Source organism: Streptomyces nigra, assembly GCF_003074055.1.
Taxonomy (GTDB): domain Bacteria; phylum Actinomycetota; class Actinomycetes; order Streptomycetales; family Streptomycetaceae; genus Streptomyces; species Streptomyces nigra.
The window spans coordinates 3,793,846-3,810,270 of record NZ_CP029043.1 but is presented as its reverse complement, the minus strand read 5'-3'; the positions used below and the strand labels follow the sequence as shown (position 1 = coordinate 3,810,270).

Sequence of the window (16,425 nt, the reverse complement as noted above, 5' to 3'; positions counted from 1 at the left end):
CAGAAGCGTCGGGCGACGGCGCGCCCTTCGCGGGCGACGACTTGATCGCCTTCAGCTGCGTGGTGTGGGTGTCCGCCGCCTGCGCGGCGGAGCCACGACCGCCGCCGCCCGTCTCCGAACCGGCCGGAGAACCGGCCGGGATACCGGACGATCCGGTGCCCGTGGCTCCGCTCACGATGACTCACTCCTCGTGCTACTCGGCAGAGGGCGCGTCACCCTCGTCCGTGCCGGTGGTCGCGTCCCCCTCGGCGGTCTCGTCGACGGCCACGTCGCCGTCGACCTCCTCCGCCTCGCGTCCCGCCTCGGCGTTGCGTGCGATACCTACGACGGCATCGCGCTTGCCGAGGTTGATCAGTTGGACGCCCATGGTGTCACGGCCCGTCTCCCTGACCTCGTTGACTCGCGTACGAATCACACCGCCGCCGAGCGTGATGGCGAGGATCTCGTCGGTCTCCTCGACCACCAGCGCGCCTACGAGCGAACCGCGGTCCTCGACGATCTTGGCGGCCTTGATGCCCAGGCCGCCGCGACCCTGGACGCGGTACTCGTCGACCACGGTCCGCTTCGCGTACCCGCCGTCGGTGGCAGTGAACACGAACGTACCGGGTCGAACAACATTCATCGAGAGGAGCTCGTCGCCCTCGCGGAAGCTCATGCCCTTGACACCCGAGGTGGCACGGCCCATGGGCCGCAGCGACTCGTCCGTGGCGGTGAACCTGATCGACTGGGCCTTCTTGCTGATCAGAAGCAGATCGTCGTCGGCCGAGACCAGTTCGGCACCGATCAGTTCGTCGTCGGAACCGTCCTCCATCGAACGAAGGTTGATCGCGATGACACCGCCGGAACGCGGCGAATCGTAATCCTTCAGAGGCGTCTTCTTGACCAGCCCGGCCTTCGTGGCCAGCACCAGATACGGCGCCGCCTCGTAGTCGCGGATCGCGAGGATCTCGGCGATCGCCTCGTCCGGCTGGAAGGCCAGCAGGTTCGCGACGTGCTGCCCGCGCGCGTCCCGGCCGGCGTCCGGAAGCTCGTACGCCTTGGCCCGGTAGACACGGCCCTTGTTGGTGAAGAACAGCAGCCAGTGGTGCGTCGTCGAGACGAAGAAGTGGTCGACGATGTCGTCTTCCTTCAGCTTCGTGCCGCGCACGCCCTTGCCGCCGCGCTTCTGCGCCCGGTAGTCGTCCGTCTTGGTGCGCTTGACGTAGCCGCCCCGGCTGACGGTGACCACGATGTCCTCTTCGGCGATGAGGTCCTCGATGGACATGTCGCCGTCGTAGGGCACCAGCTTGGTCTTGCGGTCGTCGCCGTACTTCTCGACGATCGCGGCGAGCTCCTCGCTGACGATGCCGCGCTGGCGGACCGGGGACGCGAGGATCTCGTTGTACTCGGTGATCTTCGCCTGGAGCTCGTCGTGCTCCTGGACGATCTTCTGGCGCTCCAGGGCGGCGAGCCGGCGCAGCTGCATCTCGAGGATGGCGTTGGCCTGGATCTCGTCGATCTCCAGGAGCTCCATCAGGCCGCCGCGCGCGATCTCGACGGTGTCGCTGCGCCGGATCAGCGCGATGACCTCGTCGATGGCGTCCAGGGCCTTCAGCAGACCGCGCAGGATGTGCGCCCGCTCCTCGGCCTTGCGCAGCCGGAAGCGCGTACGGCGGACGATGACCTCGATCTGGTGCGTCACCCAGTGGCGGATGAACGCGTCCAGGGAGAGCGTGCGCGGGACGCCGTCGACGAGCGCCAACATGTTCGCGCCGAAGTTCGTCTGCAGGTCCGTGTGCTTGTACAGGTTGTTCAGGACGACCTTGGCGACCGCGTCCCGCTTGAGGACGATCACCCGGCGCTGGCCCGTACGGGACGACGTCTCGTCGCGGACGTCCGCGATGCCGCCGATCTTGCCGTCCTTCACCAGGTCGGCGATCTTCTGCGCGAGGTTGTCGGGGTTGACCTGGTAGGGCAGCTCCGTGACCACCAGGCACTGGCGGTTCTGGATCTCCTCGACCGCGACGACCGCGCGCATCGTGATGGAGCCGCGGCCGGTGCGGTACGCCTCCTCGATGCCCTTGCGGCCGACGACGAGGGCGCCGGTCGGAAAGTCGGGGCCCTTGATGCGCTCGATGAGCGCGTCCAGCAGCTCCTCGTGCGAGGCCTCGGGGTTCTCCAGGTACCACTGGGCGCCGGCGGCGACCTCGCGCAGGTTGTGCGGCGGGATGTTGGTCGCCATGCCGACCGCGATACCGGCCGAGCCGTTGATCAGCAGGTTCGGGAAGCGGGACGGCAGGACGGTCGGCTCCTGCGAGCGGCCGTCGTAGTTGTCCGTGAAGTCGACGGTCTCCTCGTCGATGTCGCGGACCATCTCCATCGACAGCGGCGCCATCTTGCACTCGGTGTAGCGCATGGCCGCCGCCGGGTCGTTGCCCGGCGAGCCGAAGTTGCCGTTGGAGTCGACGAGCGGCATGCGCATCGACCACGGCTGGGCGAGGCGCACCAGGGCGTCGTAGATGGAGGAGTCGCCGTGGGGGTGGTAGTTGCCCATGACGTCGCCGACGACGCGCGCGCACTTGTAGAAGCCGCGCTCGGGGCGGTAACCGCCGTCGTACATGGCGTACAGGACGCGGCGGTGGACGGGCTTGAGGCCGTCCCGGACGTCGGGCAGCGCACGCGAGACGATGACGGACATCGCGTAGTCGAGGTAGGAGCGCTGCATCTCCGTCTCGAGCCCGACGGGCTCGACACGCTGGGCGATGACGCCGCCCTCTTCAGGGGTGACGGGAGTGTTCTCGTCGGCCATTGCTGGTGAAGATCCTTCCTGGTGCGGTCAGCTGAGACCGACTCAGATGTCGAGGAAGCGGACGTCCTTGGCGTTGCGCTGGATGAACTGGCGCCGGGCCTCGACGTCCTCGCCCATCAGGACCGAGAACAGGTCGTCGGCCTGGGCGGCGTCGTCGAGCGTGACCTGGCCGAGGACGCGGTGCTCCTGGTCCATGGTCGTCACACGCAGCTCCTCGGCGTTCATCTCGCCGAGACCCTTGAAGCGCTGGATGGAGTCCTCACGGACCCGCTTGCCGCGCTGGCGGCCCAGCTCCAGCAGCGCGTCGCGCTCACGGTCGGAGTAGGCGTACTCCACCTCGTCGCGGCCCCACTTGATCTTGTAGAGCGGCGGACGGGACAGGAAGACGTGCCCGGCCTCGACCAGCGGACGCATGAAGCGGAACAGGAACGTCAGCAGCAGGGTGTTGATGTGCTGGCCGTCGACGTCGGCGTCCGCCATCAGGATGATCTTGTGATAGCGCAGCTTCTCGATGTCGAAGTCCTCGTGCACACCGGTGCCGAAGGCCGAGATCAGCGCCTGGATCTCCTGGTTCTGCAGGATCTTGTCGATCCGCGCCTTCTCGACGTTGAGGATCTTGCCGCGGATCGGGAGGATCGCCTGGTACTCCGGGTTGCGGCCGGACTTGGCCGAGCCGCCGGCGGAGTCACCCTCGACGATGAAGATCTCGCACTTGGTGGGGTCGTTCGACTGGCAGTCGGAGAGCTTGCCCGGCAGGGACGCGGTCTCCAGCAGGCCCTTGCGGCGCGTCAGATCGCGCGCCTTGCGGGCGGCCACGCGCGCGGTGGCGGCCTGGATGCCCTTGCGGATGATGTCCGCGGCCTCGTTGGGGTTGCGGTCCAACCAGTCCGCCAGGTGCTCGTAGACGACCTTCTGGACGAAGGTCTTCACCTCGGTGTTGCCCAGCTTCGTCTTGGTCTGGCCCTCGAACTGAGGCTCGCTCAGCTTGACCGAGATGATCGCCGTCAGGCCCTCGCGGATGTCGTCGCCCGTGAGGTTGTCGTCCTTCTCGCGCAGCAGCTTCTTGTCGCGCGCGTACTTGTTGATCAGCGAGGTCAGCGCGGCGCGGAAGCCCTCTTCGTGCGTACCGCCCTCGTGGGTGTGGATGATGTTCGCGAAGGAGTAGACGCCCTCGGTGTAGCTGCTGTTCCACTGCATCGCGACCTCGAGGGACAGGAGCTTGTCCTTGTCCTCCGCCTCCAGGTCGATGACGGTGGGGTGCACCACGTCCCCCTTGCGGGAGTTGAGGTACTTCACGAAGTCGACGATGCCGCCCTCGTAGTGGTAGTCGACCGACTTGACCTCGGCCTTCTCGTCGGCGCCAGCCTCGTCCGCACCGGAGGTCGCCTTCGCAGACTCGCGCTCGTCGGTGAGCCGGATGCGCAGGCCCTTGTTGAGGAACGCCATCTCCTGGAAGCGCCGCGAGAGCGTCTCGAAGGAGTACTCGGTGGTCTCGAAGATGTCCGGGTCGGCCCAGAAGGTGACCGACGTGCCGTGCTCATCGGTGGGCTCGTGCCTGGCGAGCGGGGCGGTCGGGACGCCGAGCTTGTAGTCCTGCGTCCAGCGGTAGCCGTCCGTCTTGACCTCGACGGCGACCTTGGTGGACAGGGCGTTCACCACGGACACGCCGACGCCGTGCAGACCGCCGGAGACCGCGTAGCCACCGCCGCCGAACTTGCCGCCCGCGTGCAGCACGGTCAGGACGACCTCGACGGCCGGCTTGCCCTCGGACGGGACGATGCCCACCGGGATGCCTCGGCCGTTGTCGACGACGCGGACACCGCCGTCGGCCAGGATCGTCACGTCGATCGTGTCCGCGTAACCGGCCAGTGCCTCGTCGACGGAGTTGTCGACGACCTCTTGCACGAGGTGGTGCAGTCCGCGCTCGCCGGTCGAACCGATGTACATACCGGGTCGCTTGCGAACCGCGTCCAGGCCCTCGAGGACGGTGATGGCGCTCGCGTCGTACGAGGAGGTGACCTCGGGGCTCGGCGAAGCGCCCGCGCCGTCGGCGCCGGCGTCGGTGGACGGAATGTTCTCGTTGGGGTTGCCGGAATCGGCCACGAAGCGCCCTTTCTGGCACAGCACGAGCCAAGCTCGTCGGCGGGTTGCCGGAGCGGCTGCGGCATGTTGCGTTGGTAAGCCTTGATCAGCGTTGCTCAGCGTGTCCCGGACGGTCCCCACGACTGGGGCGGGATTGTCCTCCAGTCTACCGGTAGCGCTGACAGTGATGGGGGTTTGCCGGTACCTGAGTCCGCATGTGCCGCCCTGAACCCGGCTCGGCCGACTCCCGATATGTGGAAGGGGGCTCCAAGAGGCTCACAGCGGCACTCAGCGCTTCGAGCCGTCAACCCTTGGCTACTTCGGAGTCACCTCACGATTCGCAACCGCGTGCGGTTGTACGACGAACGGCTCGCGGACGTCGTTTCGGGGCTGTGGAGAGGTGGTGATGTGATGTCTGTCACCTGCGCCGGAAGAGGGCGCCGGGACGCGTGTGACGGCTGTTTCGGGGGCTTTCAGCCGGGCGAGCCGGGCACTCCGGCGGGCCGGCTCAGCCGTAGGTGTCGCCCGGGCCCGTGCTGCCGGGTGCGCGCAGGGGGCCGTAGCGGCGGGCGGGGCCGCCGGGGCCCTGCACCTTGATCTGCCGGACGGACCCGTGGCCCAGGTCCTCGTTGAGACGGGCGACCAGGGTCGGCGCGAGGAGGCGCAGGTTCGTCGCCCAGGCCGTGGAGTCGCAACGTACGACCAGGACCCGCTCGTCCTCGTCGTACCGCTCGGGTACGCAGTGCTTGGCGACGTCCTCGCCGACGATCTCCGGCCAGCGGCCCATGACACCGCCCACGGCGGCCGGGGTCTCCCAACCGCGTTCGGTGATCAGGCGGTTGATGGCCGCGCCGAGCGCGAGGGGATCGCGTCCGTCGGCCCGCGCGCCGGAGCGCAGGCCGCCCCCGCGCCGCGCCTGCTTCTTCTGGTGGGCCGCGTCGCCACGCGCGCGTGCCTGCTCCTTGGCCGCGCGCAGCGCCACGCGCGCGAGGTCGACGCCGGAGGGCTCGGGCGTCCTGGCGGGCGCAGGGTCTCCGGAGGAGCCGGCGGGTTCCTTCTCGGACGGCCGGTCGCTCATACGCGCTCCACCGTCCCCTCGGACACGGCGTACCGCGCCCCCGCGAGGACGTGCGGTACGTCGTCGTCGACCGCGGCGGTCACGAGGACCTGCTCGCCGGGCGCGACGAGCTCGGCCAGGCGCTCCCGGCGGCGGCTGTCCAGCTCGGCGAAGACGTCGTCGAGGACCAGCACCGGCTCGTTGCCCTCGGCGCGCAGCAGGTCGTAGGAGGCCAGGCGCAGTGCCAGCGCGTACGACCAGGACTCGCCGTGCGAGGCGTACCCCTTGGCGGGCAGCTGACCCAGCTTGAGCAGCAGGTCGTCGCGGTGCGGCCCGACCAGGGTGACACCGCGTTCGATCTCCTGCTTGCGGGCCTCGGCGAGCGCCGCCATCAGCTGCTCGTACAAGTCTTCGCGGGTGTGTGCCTCACCGGGGGCGGACGGCTTGTAGTCCAGGGCGACCGGGCCGCCGCCGGGGGCCAGCTGCTCGTACGCCTTGTCGGCCAGCGGCTGGATCGCCGCGATCAGGTCGAGGCGCTGGGCGAGCAGTTCCGCGCCGGCGCGCGCGAGGTGCTGGTCCCAGACGTCCAGGGTGGACAGATCCATGGACCGGCCGCCGTGCCTGCGGGCCAGCGCGGCGGACTTCAGCAGCGTGTTGCGCTGCTTGAGCACCCGCTCGTAGTCGGAGCGCACGCCCGCCATCCGCGGGGAGCGGGCGGTGATCAGCTCGTCGAGGAACCGGCGCCGCTCGCCGGGGTCGCCCTTGACCAGCGCGAGGTCCTCCGGGGCGAACAGGACGGTCCGCACGATGCCGAGTACGTCACGCGGTCTGACCTGCGACGATCTATTGATACGGGCCCGGTTGGCCTTACCCGGGTTCAGCTCCAGCTCGACCAGCTGGGTGCGCTCGCCCTGCCGCACCTGGGCGCGGACGATGGCGCGGTCGGCGCCCATGCGCACCAGCGGGGCGTCGGAGGAGACGCGGTGGCTGCCGAGGGTGGCGAGGTAGCCGACGGCCTCGACGAGGTTCGTCTTGCCCTGCCCGTTGGGGCCGACGAACGCGGTGACGCCCGGGTCGAGCGGGACCTCGACCCGGGCGTACGAGCGGAAGTCGGCCAGCGAAAGATGCGTGACGTGCATGGTCGTTCGCCGACCTCCCCCAACGTGTGGTTCAACCGTCCCCAGCTGTGGACAACCGGGGGTGTCCAGGGTGCCAGATCGGCCACCCCGGACCATGGACCGCCTCCGCCCGCGGCCGGGACCGCGGGCGGAGGGCGGATCACTTCTTCTCCACCGCGTGCCCGCCGAACTGGTTCCGCAGGGCCGCGATCATCTTCATCTGCGGCGAGTCGTCCTGCCGCGAGGCGAAGCGCGCGAACAGCGAGGCCGTGATCGCGGGCAGCGGGACCGCGTGGTCGATCGCGGCTTCCACAGTCCAGCGTCCCTCGCCGGAGTCCTGTGCATAACCCCGGAGCCCGTCCAGGTGCTCGTCCTCGTCGAGGGCGTTCACCGCGAGGTCCAGCAGCCAGGAGCGGATGACCGTGCCCTCCTGCCAGGAGCGGAAGACCTCCCGGACGTCGGTCACGGAGTCGACCTTCTCCAGCAGCTCCCAGCCCTCGGCGTAGGCCTGCATCATGGCGTACTCGATGCCGTTGTGGACCATCTTCGCGAAGTGGCCCGCGCCGACCTTGCCGGCGTGCACCGAGCCGAAGTCGCCCTCGGGCTTGAGGGCGTCGAAGACCGGCTGCACCTTGGCGACGTCCTCCTCGGAGCCGCCGTACATCAGCGCGTAGCCGTTCTCCAGGCCCCAGACGCCGCCGGAGACACCACAGTCGACGAAACCTATGCCCTTGGCCGCCAGCTGCTCGGCGTGCCTCTCGTCGTCCGTCCAGCGGGAGTTGCCGCCGTCCACGACGACGTCGCCGGGCTCCAGCAGCTCGGCCAGCTCGTCGATGGTCGACTGGGTCGGCGCACCCGCCGGGACCATCACCCAGACCACGCGCGGGCCGGGGAGCTTGCCCACGAGCTCTTCCAGGCTGTGGACGTCCGCGAGGTCAGCGTTGCGGTCGTATCCGACGACGGTGTGGCCCGCGCGACGGATCCGTTCGCGCATGTTGCCGCCCATCTTGCCGAGGCCGACGAGACCGAGCTCCATCAGTTGTGTTCCTTCGGTTGCTGTGGCGTGTGAGGCACCTTCGTACCCGCGTACGAGCCTAAACCCGGACGTCCGCGCACAGCTGTGGGCATACGCGCTCATACGTACACCCTCACCTGGGAGGTTTCCCGGGGTGTCCCCACAGGCCGGAGCCGCTTCGTCCCCGGCCTGTGGACAACCCGCGGTGACCGCGGCCGGATCAGCCGCTCAGGCGCACCGGCATGATCAGGTACTTGTAGGCCTCGTCCGCCTCGGCGTCCAGGGCCGGCTTGCCGCTGAGCAGCGCGGGCTTGGTGGACGTCGTGAACGACAGCTGCGCCACCGGGGAGTCGATCGCGCTCAGGCCGTCCAGCAGGAAGGTCGGGTTGAAGGCGATCGAGATGTCGTCGCCGTCCAGCTGGGCGTCGACCCTTTCCACAGCCTGTGCGTCGTCGCTGGAACCGGCCTCCAGGATGAGCACGCCCTGCTCGAAGCTCAGCCGCACCGGCGTGTTCCGCTCGGCGACCAGGGCCACGCGCTTGACGGCCTCGACGAAGGGCGCCGTCTCGATCACGGCGACCGAGTTGAACTCCGTCGGGAACAGCGTGCGGTACTTCGGGAGGTCGCCCTCCAGCAGCCGGGTCGTCGTCCGGCGGCCCGCGCCCTCGAAACCGATGAGGCCCTCGCCCGCACCGGAGCCGGAGAGCGCCAGGGTGACGCTGTCGCCGCTCGTGAGCGCCTTGGCGGTGTCCAGGAGCGTCTTGGCGGGCACCAGGGCGACCGCGGACGCCTCGGGGTTCTCCGGCTTCCACAGGAACTCACGGACCGCGAAGCGGTACCGGTCGGTGGAGGCCAGCGTGACGGTGTCGCCCTCGATCTCGATGCGCACACCGGTGAGGACGGGCAGCGTGTCGTCGCGGCCGGCCGCGATGGCGACCTGGGCGGCGGCGGAGGCGAAGACCTCACCGGGGACGGTGCCGGTGGCTGTGGGCATCTGCGGCAGCGACGGGTACTCCTCCACCGGCAGGGTGTGGAGGGTGAAGCGCGAGGAGCCGCAGACCACGGTCGCCCGCACACCGTCTGTGGAGATCTCCACCGGCCGGTTGGGGAGCGCGCGGCAGATGTCCGCGAGGAGGCGGCCGGACACCAGCACGGTGCCCTCCTCCTCGACCTCGGCCTCCACGCCCACCCGGGCGGAGACCTCGTAGTCGAAGCTGGACAGGCTCAGCTGACCGTCCTCGGCCTTCAGGAGGAGGCCGGCGAGGACAGGCGCCGGCGGACGGGCCGGGAGGCTGCGCGCCGCCCAGGCCACGGCCTCCGCGAGTACGTCGCGTTCCACCCGGATCTTCACTGTTGCCGCCTCCTGCTGTTGCCGGCGCTTCTCGGCCTGCCTGGCTTCGTCGTCTGTCTCGGTGTCGTCGGCCCCAGTGAGGGGAAGGACACCGGGAACAGTCTGACGCACCCCACTGACAGTAGGTGCCTCTCGGGGTCAAGTCGTGACGTGGGGCAGCCGGGAGCCGGACAGCGAGTTGTGCACAGGGCCCTCTTCGAAACGAATTCCCAGCTCTCTCTAGTTGGGAGTAGTAGTAGGGCCTGTGGATACCGTGGATAACCTCGTTTTCCCAGCTCAGGGCCGAGATTTTGTCCACCGGTCCTGTGGGTGGAGGCCGTGGACAACCGGCCGCTTCTGTGGAGAACGGAAAGTTCTGCACATCCCGTGCACAGGCAGGGGCGACTTCTCCCCAGGGCCGTCCCCAGCTTTACCCGCCTTTCCCACAGGGCAACCCGGCACCTTCGTGTGACGCCTTTCACTCGCCCCGGTGAGGAGCCGCGTCGCGTTGCCGAACAGTGGACAGCGGTGTGGAGAAGCTGGGGATCACTGGGGACAACCGGCTCCAGCCTGTGGGTTGCCCGTGGACAACTCCGTGCACAGGCTGTGGATCTCCGCGTCGTCCACAGTCTGTGGAGATCGTTCGTCCACGAATCCACAACCGGTTGACCTGGCCGGATGGCCTTTCAACAGGCCGCCCTGTGGACGCAGTCTGGACAACTTTCCGGTCCCCAGGGTGTGGACGCGAGAAAGTCGCCGAATCTGTGGAGGAAGACCGTAACCCGGCAGGTAATCGAACAGCCTCCGTCGCGGGCCGGCACGCGCGGCATGCCGCCGGACATGACGAAGGGCGCCTCCGGATCTCCCGGGAGGCGCCCTTCGAGGGTGTGTGGACGGCCCTGGCGGGCCGGCGGCGGGCTGGGTCAGCCGTTCTTGATGCGGTTGGTGAGCTCGGTGACCTGGTTGTAGATGGAGCGCCGCTCGGCCATCAGATTGCGGATCTTGCGGTCGGCGTGCATCACCGTGGTGTGGTCGCGGCCACCGAAGAGCGCGCCGATCTTCGGCAGCGACAGGTCCGTCAGCTCGCGGCACAGGTACATGGCGATCTGGCGGGCCGTGACGAGCGCCCGGCCGCGCGAGGTGCCGCACAGGTCCTCGACCGTGAGCCCGAAGTAGTCGGCGGTGGCGCCCATGATCGCCGTGGAGGTGATCTCCGGGGCCGAGTCCTCGCCGCCCGGGATCAGGTCCTTCAGCACGATCTCCGTCAGGCCCAGGTCCACCGGCTGCCGGTTGAGCGACGCGAACGCCGTCACCCGGATCAGCGCGCCCTCCAGCTCACGGATGTTCCGCGAGATCCGGGAGGCGATGAACTCCAGCACCTCCGGTGGGGCGTTGAGCTGCTCCTGGACGGCCTTCTTGCGCAGGATCGCGATCCGGGTCTCCAGCTCGGGCGGCTGGACGTCCGTGATCAGACCCCACTCGAAGCGGTTGCGCAGCCGGTCCTCCAGGGTCACCAGCTGCTTGGGCGGCCGGTCGCTGGAGAGCACGATCTGCTTGTTCGCGTTGTGGAGCGTGTTGAAGGTGTGGAAGAACTCCTCCTGCGTCGACTCCTTGTCCGCGAGGAACTGGATGTCGTCGACGAGCAGGATGTCCATCTCGCGGTACCGCTTGCGGAAGCTGTCGCCCTTGCCGTCACGGATCGAGTTGATGAACTCGTTCGTGAACTCCTCCGAGCTCACGTACCGCACGCGCGTGCCGGGGTAGAGGCTGCGCGCGTAGTGCCCGATCGCATGCAGCAGGTGGGTCTTGCCGAGCCCTGACTCCCCATAGATGAAGAGGGGGTTGTACGCCTTCGCCGGCGCCTCGGCGACGGCCACCGCGGCCGCGTGCGCGAAGCGGTTGGACGCGCCGATGACGAACGTGTCGAAGAGGTACTTCGGGTTCAGCCGCGCGGTGGGCTCACCCGGGCCGGGCGCCGGCGCGGGCTGCGCGGCGAGCGGGCCGGGGGCACCGGAGGCCGGCAGGTTCGAGCCGACCGGCCCGCCGCGGTGCACATGACCGGAGCCGGGCGGCGGATCGGGCAGTTCGCGGCGCGGACCGCGGTCGTACTCCGAGCGCGGCTGGTCGTAGTCCGGGCGCTGCTGCTCGTAGTCGGGTCGCTTCTGCTCGTACTCGGAGCGGTGGTCCGAGCGGCGGTCCGACCGGTGATCCGAGCGGTGCTGGTCGTGGTCGGGGCGGTGCCCGTCGTACGACGACCGCTCCACCGGCTGCGGCCGGTAGTCCTGGGACGGGGAGCCGTAGGAGTCCTGGCCGTACGACTCCTGGCCGTAGGACTCCTGCGGCGAGGCGTACGGGTCCCGCTCCGGGAAGCCCAGGCGCTGCTGCTGCCAGCCGTAGTCGTCCTGGGACGGGCGCGGCCAGCTGCCCGGCGCGGGCTCGGACCGCTGGTACTCGCCCGGGTAGGCCGGACGCGCGTTCGGCAGCGGGTCGGACCGGTGGTCGTCGGCGCGGTGCCGGCCGTAGCCCTCGTACGACGGGAGCTCCGGCTCCTCGTAGCGGGGCGGGGAGGACTGAGGGGACTGCTGTGACTGCGGCGGCTGCTGGGACGAGGGCGTCGGCGGGGCCGGGGGCTCGCCCGCCGAGTCGTCGACGGTGATCGCGATACGGATCGGGCGCCCGCACTCACGGGTCAGGGTCTCGCTGACGACCGGGGCCAGCCGGCCCTCCAGTACGCCCTTCGCGAATTCGTTCGGTACGGCGAGCAGTGCGGTGTCGGCGACCAGCGCGAGGGGCTGGCAGCGCCGGATCCAGTGCTCGTCCTTCGCCTCCACACCCTGCCCGCGGCCCTCACCGAGGAGCTGCTCGAGTACTCGTGGCCACACTGCGGCAAGATCGGCAGGTACGTCAGCCACAGGGCACGCTCTCTCACGGGTCCCACGAACGTGTGATTGTGGGACGGGTCGGGATTCAATCGGGTGGAGTCAGAATCTGGGGGGACAAGGGAACGAATCGGAGTTCCGTCACGGTAGTCAGCGCGACGGGTACGGTTCAAGTCGTTGTCCCCAGCCTGTGGATAGTGTCCCCCAGTCGCGGCTGGTTTGACCGGATGGCGTAGCCGCGCGTACCGTAACCAGGTCGAGTTGTCGATGGCTGCTGCCGCCTGCCTCCGATGGGCACAGGTCACGTCAGGTGATCGGATAGCGGTGCACTCGGGCGTAACTGCGAGCTACTCGTGGGCGCACGGTGACAGCCAGGACGGCACCCGCCACCACCGATTGATTTCTGGAGCCCCCGAGTGAGCAAGCGCACCTTCCAGCCGAACAACCGTCGTCGCGCGAAGACCCACGGCTTCCGGCTGCGTATGCGTACCCGTGCCGGCCGCGCGATCCTCGCGTCCCGCCGTAGCAAGGGTCGCGCCCGTCTGTCCGCCTGATCCCGGTCAGGTCATGCCGTCGTGCTGCCCACCGAGAACCGGCTGAGGCGGCGCGAGGACTTCGCGACCGCGGTACGACGAGGGCGTCGGGCTGGACGCCCGCACCTCGTCGTCCATCTTCGTAGCGGTGCCACGGACCCGCATGCGCCTGGGGAGAGCGCTCCCCCGACGCGTGCGGGTTTCGTCGTGAGCAAGGCCGTGGGTGGTGCAGTCGTGCGGAACAAGGTGAAGCGCAGGCTTCGCCATCTGATGCGCGATCGAGTCGACCAGCTGCCCCCCGGTAGCCTGGTAGTCGTACGAGCGCTACCCGGTTCGGGTGACGCCGACCATGCACAGCTGGCCCGAGACCTGGACGCCGCTCTGCAGCGGCTCCTGGGAGGGGGCGCGCGATGAAGTACCCGCTGCTGGCTCTGATCAAGCTGTACCAGTGGACCATCAGTCCGTTGCTGGGCCCGGTGTGCAAGTACTACCCGTCGTGTTCCCACTACGGGTACACGGCCATCGACCGGCACGGTGCGATCAAGGGCACGGCGCTCACCGCCTGGCGCATCCTGCGATGCAACCCGTGGTCACTGGGCGGTGTGGACCATGTCCCGCCGCGCAAGCGTCCGCGGTGGCACGAGCTGCTGCGCAACGCATGGCGCGCACGCAAGGGCGGGCCCTCCGCCGCCGAAACGGCCATTGAAGAGAATGTTCCTTCGAGCCCGGCCGCAGAGACCTCGCCCCATGCCCAAGGAGCATGATTAGTGGACACGATTGCCAGCCTCTTCAGCTTCATCACGACACCCGTCTCATGGGTCATCGTCCAGTTCCACTCGGTGTACGGCGCCATCTTCGGCGAGGACACCGGATGGGCCTGGGGCCTGTCCATCGTGTCCCTGGTGATCCTGATCCGTATCTGCCTGATCCCGCTCTTCGTGAAGCAGATCAAGGCGACCCGGGCCATGCAGACGCTCCAGCCCGAGATGAAGAAGATCCAGGAGCGCTACAAGAACGACAAGCAGCGTCAGTCCGAAGAGATGATGAAGCTGTACAAGGAGACGGGCACCAACCCGCTCTCCTCGTGCCTTCCCATCCTGGCGCAGTCGCCGTTCTTCTTCGCCCTGTATCACGTGCTCAACAGCATCGCGAACAACGACACCGTCGGTGTCATCAACCAGAGCCTGCTGGAGAGCGCGCAGAAGGCGCACATCTTCGGGGCTCCGCTGGCGGCGAAGTTCACCGACAGCAGCTCTGACGTCGCCGCGCTCGACGCCTCGCTGACCACGGTCCGCATCGTCACCGCGGTCATGATCGTCCTGATGTCGGCGTCGCAGTTCTACACGCAGCGCCAGCTGATGACGAAGAACGTCGACACCACGGTGAAGACGCCGTTCATGCAGCAGCAGAAGATGCTCATGTACATCTTCCCGGTCATGTTCGCCATCTTCGGCATCAACTTCCCCGTCGGTGTCCTCGTCTACTGGCTGACCACCAACGTGTGGACCATGGGCCAGCAGATGTACGTCATCCACAACAACCCGACCCCGGGTTCCAAGGCTCAGGCCGCCTACCTGGAGCGTCTGACCAAGCGCGTCACGCAGCACGGCAAGGTCCGCGGCCGGGGCGAGAAGGCCATCGTCAAGGCGATCGTCGCCAAGGGCCGTGACCGCAACGAGTACGAGCGCAAGTTCATCAACAGTCTGTCCAAGGCGAACCTCGCGGCGCAGCCCGACGGCACCGTGATCAAGAGCGAGGGCGCCGTCGCCACCGTGACCGAGGACGGCACGCCGGCCGGTGGTGCTCCCCGGCGCCAGCAGCCGAAGCGCCAGAGCAAGTCGCAGCGCCAGGCCCAGAAGCAGGGCGACGAGCCGACGTCGCTGACGAAGTCCGACGCGCCCGAGGACGCCAAGCCCGCCGCGGCCAAGAAGCCCGCGCAGAAGTCGTCCGGCCAGGGCCGCAGCAAGGCCCAGTCCGGTCAGCGCAAGGGCGGACCGCAGCGCCCCAAGTCCCCGTCCAAGAAGTAAGAAGGAGCCCATCCCGTGACGGAAGGCACCACCTCCGCCGCCGCCGAGGGTGCAGACACCCTGACCCGCCTGGAGCAGGAGGGCGAGATCGCGGCGGACTACCTCGAGGGTCTGCTGGACATCGCCGATCTCGACGGCGACATCGACATGGACGTCGAGGCCGACCGCGCCGCTGTGTCGATCATCAGCGACGCCGGCGGCCGCGACCTGCAGAAGCTGGTCGGGCGTGACGGCGAGGTGCTGGAGGCGCTGCAGGAGCTCACGCGTCTCGCCGTCCACCGGGAGACCGGGGACCGCAGCCGCCTGATGCTGGACATCGCGGGCTACCGCGCCAAGAAGCGTGCCGAGCTCTCCGAGTTGGGTGCCAAGGCCGCCGCCGAGGTCAAGAGCTCCGGCGAGCCGGTCAAGCTGAAGCCGATGACGCCGTTCGAGCGCAAGGTCGTGCACGACGCGGTGAAGTCGGCGGGGCTGCGCAGCGAGTCCGAGGGCGAGGAGCCGCAGCGGTTCGTCGTCGTTCTGCCCGTCTGATCGGCCTTACGTTCTCCCGGCCCCGTCTGCCCGCAGGCGGGGCCGAACTTTGTCAGCGATAGTTCTCGTGGTTCTGGTGCAGGCGCCCGGTGCGCCGCACCGTACGGAAGGACGGTCCCCGTGACGGAGGCAGCGGAGCTTCCCCCCGCGCCCGAGCAGGCACGTGAAGTGTTCGGCGATCGCTTCGCGGACGCGGTCCGCTACGCCGAACTGCTCGCCGAGGCGGGTGTGCAGCGTGGTCTGATCGGGCCACGGGAGGTGCCTCGTCTGTGGGCGCGGCATCTCCTGAACTGCGCGGTGCTCTCCGAGGTCGTGCCCGAGAACGTGACGGTGTGCGATGTGGGCTCGGGTGCCGGTCTGCCCGGTATCCCGCTGGCCCTCGTCCGGGAGGACCTGAAGATCACCCTGCTGGAGCCTCTCCTGCGGCGGACGACCTTCCTGACGGAGGTCGTGGAACTGCTGGGCCTGGACCATGTGACCGTCGTCCGAGGCCGTGCCGAAGAGGTCATGGGGAAGCTGCAGCCCGTCCATGTCGTGACCGCCCGCGCGGTGGCTCCGCTGGACCGGCTGGCGACCTGGGGTATCCCCCTGCTGCGGCCCTACGGCGAGATGCTGGCCCTCAAGGGGGACACCGCAGAGGAGGAGCTGAAGAGCGCCGCTACGGCCTTGAGCAAGCTCGGCGCCGTAGGCACGTCCATCCTCCATGTGGGTGAGGGTGTCGTGGACCCGCTGTCCACGGTTGTCCGGGTCGAGGTCGGAGAGAGCCCGGGCGGTGTGCGGTTCGCGGCGAAGCGCGCCAAGGCCGCCAGGACGGGACGCACGCGCCGGCGCCGCTGATCCGTCCTGACGACGAGACGTACTCCACACAAGCTGGCCAACCTACCCATGCCGGAGTGTCGCGACAGTTCGGCCTCGGCTGCTGTGCATCGTGTTTCACGTGAAACGTCGCTCACTGTTGCACGGCATCATCAGCCGCGGCCGCGCTGCTGCCGAACCTCGAGATCGGAAGCCTCTCGGTTCTCTCGGAGAGGATGCTCCTGACAACAAACCGTCCCCCGCGAGGGGCAC

13 protein-coding genes are annotated in these 16,425 nt (G+C 68.7%); 6 read left to right on the top strand and 7 right to left on the bottom strand.

The window, feature by feature from the left end:
* Positions 1-193: 193 nt before the first annotated feature.
* The 7 genes from gyrA to dnaA form a co-directional block, all read right to left on the bottom strand.
* On the bottom strand, positions 194-2,788 hold the full coding sequence (gene gyrA, locus DC008_RS17595) for a DNA gyrase subunit A (RefSeq protein WP_108707794.1): 2,595 nt from the start codon (positions 2,786-2,788) through the stop codon (positions 194-196).
* A 42-nt stretch (positions 2,789-2,830) separates the two neighbouring features.
* Entirely contained in the window at positions 2,831-4,915 is a 2,085-nt protein-coding gene (gene gyrB / locus DC008_RS17590; RefSeq protein ID WP_108707793.1) for a DNA topoisomerase (ATP-hydrolyzing) subunit B, read from the bottom strand.
* 463 nt (positions 4,916-5,378) lie between these two features.
* Entirely contained in the window at positions 5,379-5,948 is a 570-nt protein-coding gene (locus DC008_RS17585; RefSeq protein WP_108707792.1) for a DciA family protein, read from the bottom strand.
* On the bottom strand, positions 5,945-7,066 hold the full coding sequence (gene recF / locus DC008_RS17580) for a DNA replication/repair protein RecF (protein WP_108707791.1): 1,122 nt from the start codon (positions 7,064-7,066) through the stop codon (positions 5,945-5,947). Before recF ends, DC008_RS17585 begins: the two co-directional genes overlap by 4 nt.
* A gap of 139 nt (positions 7,067-7,205) precedes the next feature.
* Positions 7,206-8,081, bottom strand: a complete 876-nt coding sequence (gene gnd, locus DC008_RS17575; protein WP_055621062.1) for a phosphogluconate dehydrogenase (NAD(+)-dependent, decarboxylating) — start codon at positions 8,079-8,081, stop codon at positions 7,206-7,208.
* A 199-nt stretch (positions 8,082-8,280) separates the two neighbouring features.
* On the bottom strand, positions 8,281-9,411 hold the full coding sequence (gene dnaN / locus DC008_RS17570; protein WP_108707790.1) for a DNA polymerase III subunit beta: 1,131 nt from the start codon (positions 9,409-9,411) through the stop codon (positions 8,281-8,283).
* Between the two features lie 902 nt (positions 9,412-10,313).
* Positions 10,314-12,302 carry a chromosomal replication initiator protein DnaA gene (dnaA, locus tag DC008_RS17560; RefSeq protein WP_108707789.1) on the bottom strand — a complete coding sequence of 663 codons (1,989 nt, stop codon included), beginning with the start codon at positions 12,300-12,302 and terminating at the stop codon, positions 10,314-10,316.
* A 383-nt stretch (positions 12,303-12,685) separates the two neighbouring features.
* Here dnaA and rpmH point away from each other — a divergent pair, with 383 nt between their 5' ends.
* The 6 genes from rpmH (at position 12,686) to rsmG (ending at position 16,194) form a co-directional block, all read left to right on the top strand.
* Positions 12,686-12,823, top strand: a complete 138-nt coding sequence (rpmH, locus tag DC008_RS17555; protein WP_003956500.1) for a 50S ribosomal protein L34 — start codon at positions 12,686-12,688, stop codon at positions 12,821-12,823.
* A gap of 21 nt (positions 12,824-12,844) precedes the next feature.
* The gene (gene rnpA / locus DC008_RS17550; RefSeq protein WP_079033564.1) at positions 12,845-13,216 is read left to right on the top strand and encodes a ribonuclease P protein component; all 372 of its coding nucleotides are present in this window, start codon (positions 12,845-12,847) and stop codon (positions 13,214-13,216) included.
* Complete coding sequence (yidD, locus tag DC008_RS17545) at positions 13,213-13,566, top strand: membrane protein insertion efficiency factor YidD (RefSeq protein WP_055621059.1); 354 nt, start codon at positions 13,213-13,215, stop codon at positions 13,564-13,566. Before rnpA ends, yidD begins: the two co-directional genes overlap by 4 nt.
* A 3-nt stretch (positions 13,567-13,569) precedes the next feature.
* Complete coding sequence (gene yidC, locus DC008_RS17540; protein WP_108707788.1) at positions 13,570-14,829, top strand: membrane protein insertase YidC; 1,260 nt, start codon at positions 13,570-13,572, stop codon at positions 14,827-14,829.
* Positions 14,830-14,844: 15 nt separating this feature from the next.
* Positions 14,845-15,357 (top strand): Jag family protein, encoded by a 513-nt coding sequence (locus DC008_RS17535; RefSeq protein ID WP_108707787.1) that lies wholly within the window; start codon positions 14,845-14,847, stop codon positions 15,355-15,357.
* Between the two features lie 120 nt (positions 15,358-15,477).
* Positions 15,478-16,194: a 16S rRNA (guanine(527)-N(7))-methyltransferase RsmG gene (gene rsmG / locus DC008_RS17530; RefSeq protein ID WP_108707786.1), complete on the top strand. Its 717-nt coding sequence runs from the start codon at positions 15,478-15,480 to the stop codon at positions 16,192-16,194.
* Positions 16,195-16,425: the final 231 nt, after the last annotated feature.

Excerpts from the sequence above, each read along its gene's own strand:
- gyrA (WP_108707794.1), bottom strand. The coding sequence starts at position 2,788 with ATGGCCGACGAGAACACTCCCGTCACCCCTGAAGAGGGCGGCGTCATC.
- DC008_RS17585 (WP_108707792.1), bottom strand. The coding sequence starts at position 5,948 with ATGAGCGACCGGCCGTCCGAGAAGGAACCCGCCGGCTCCTCCGGAGAC.
- recF (WP_108707791.1), bottom strand. The coding sequence starts at position 7,066 with ATGCACGTCACGCATCTTTCGCTGGCCGACTTCCGCTCGTACGCCCGG.
- gnd (WP_055621062.1), bottom strand. The coding sequence starts at position 8,081 with ATGGAGCTCGGTCTCGTCGGCCTCGGCAAGATGGGCGGCAACATGCGC.
- yidD (WP_055621059.1), top strand. The coding sequence starts at position 13,213 with ATGAAGTACCCGCTGCTGGCTCTGATCAAGCTGTACCAGTGGACCATC.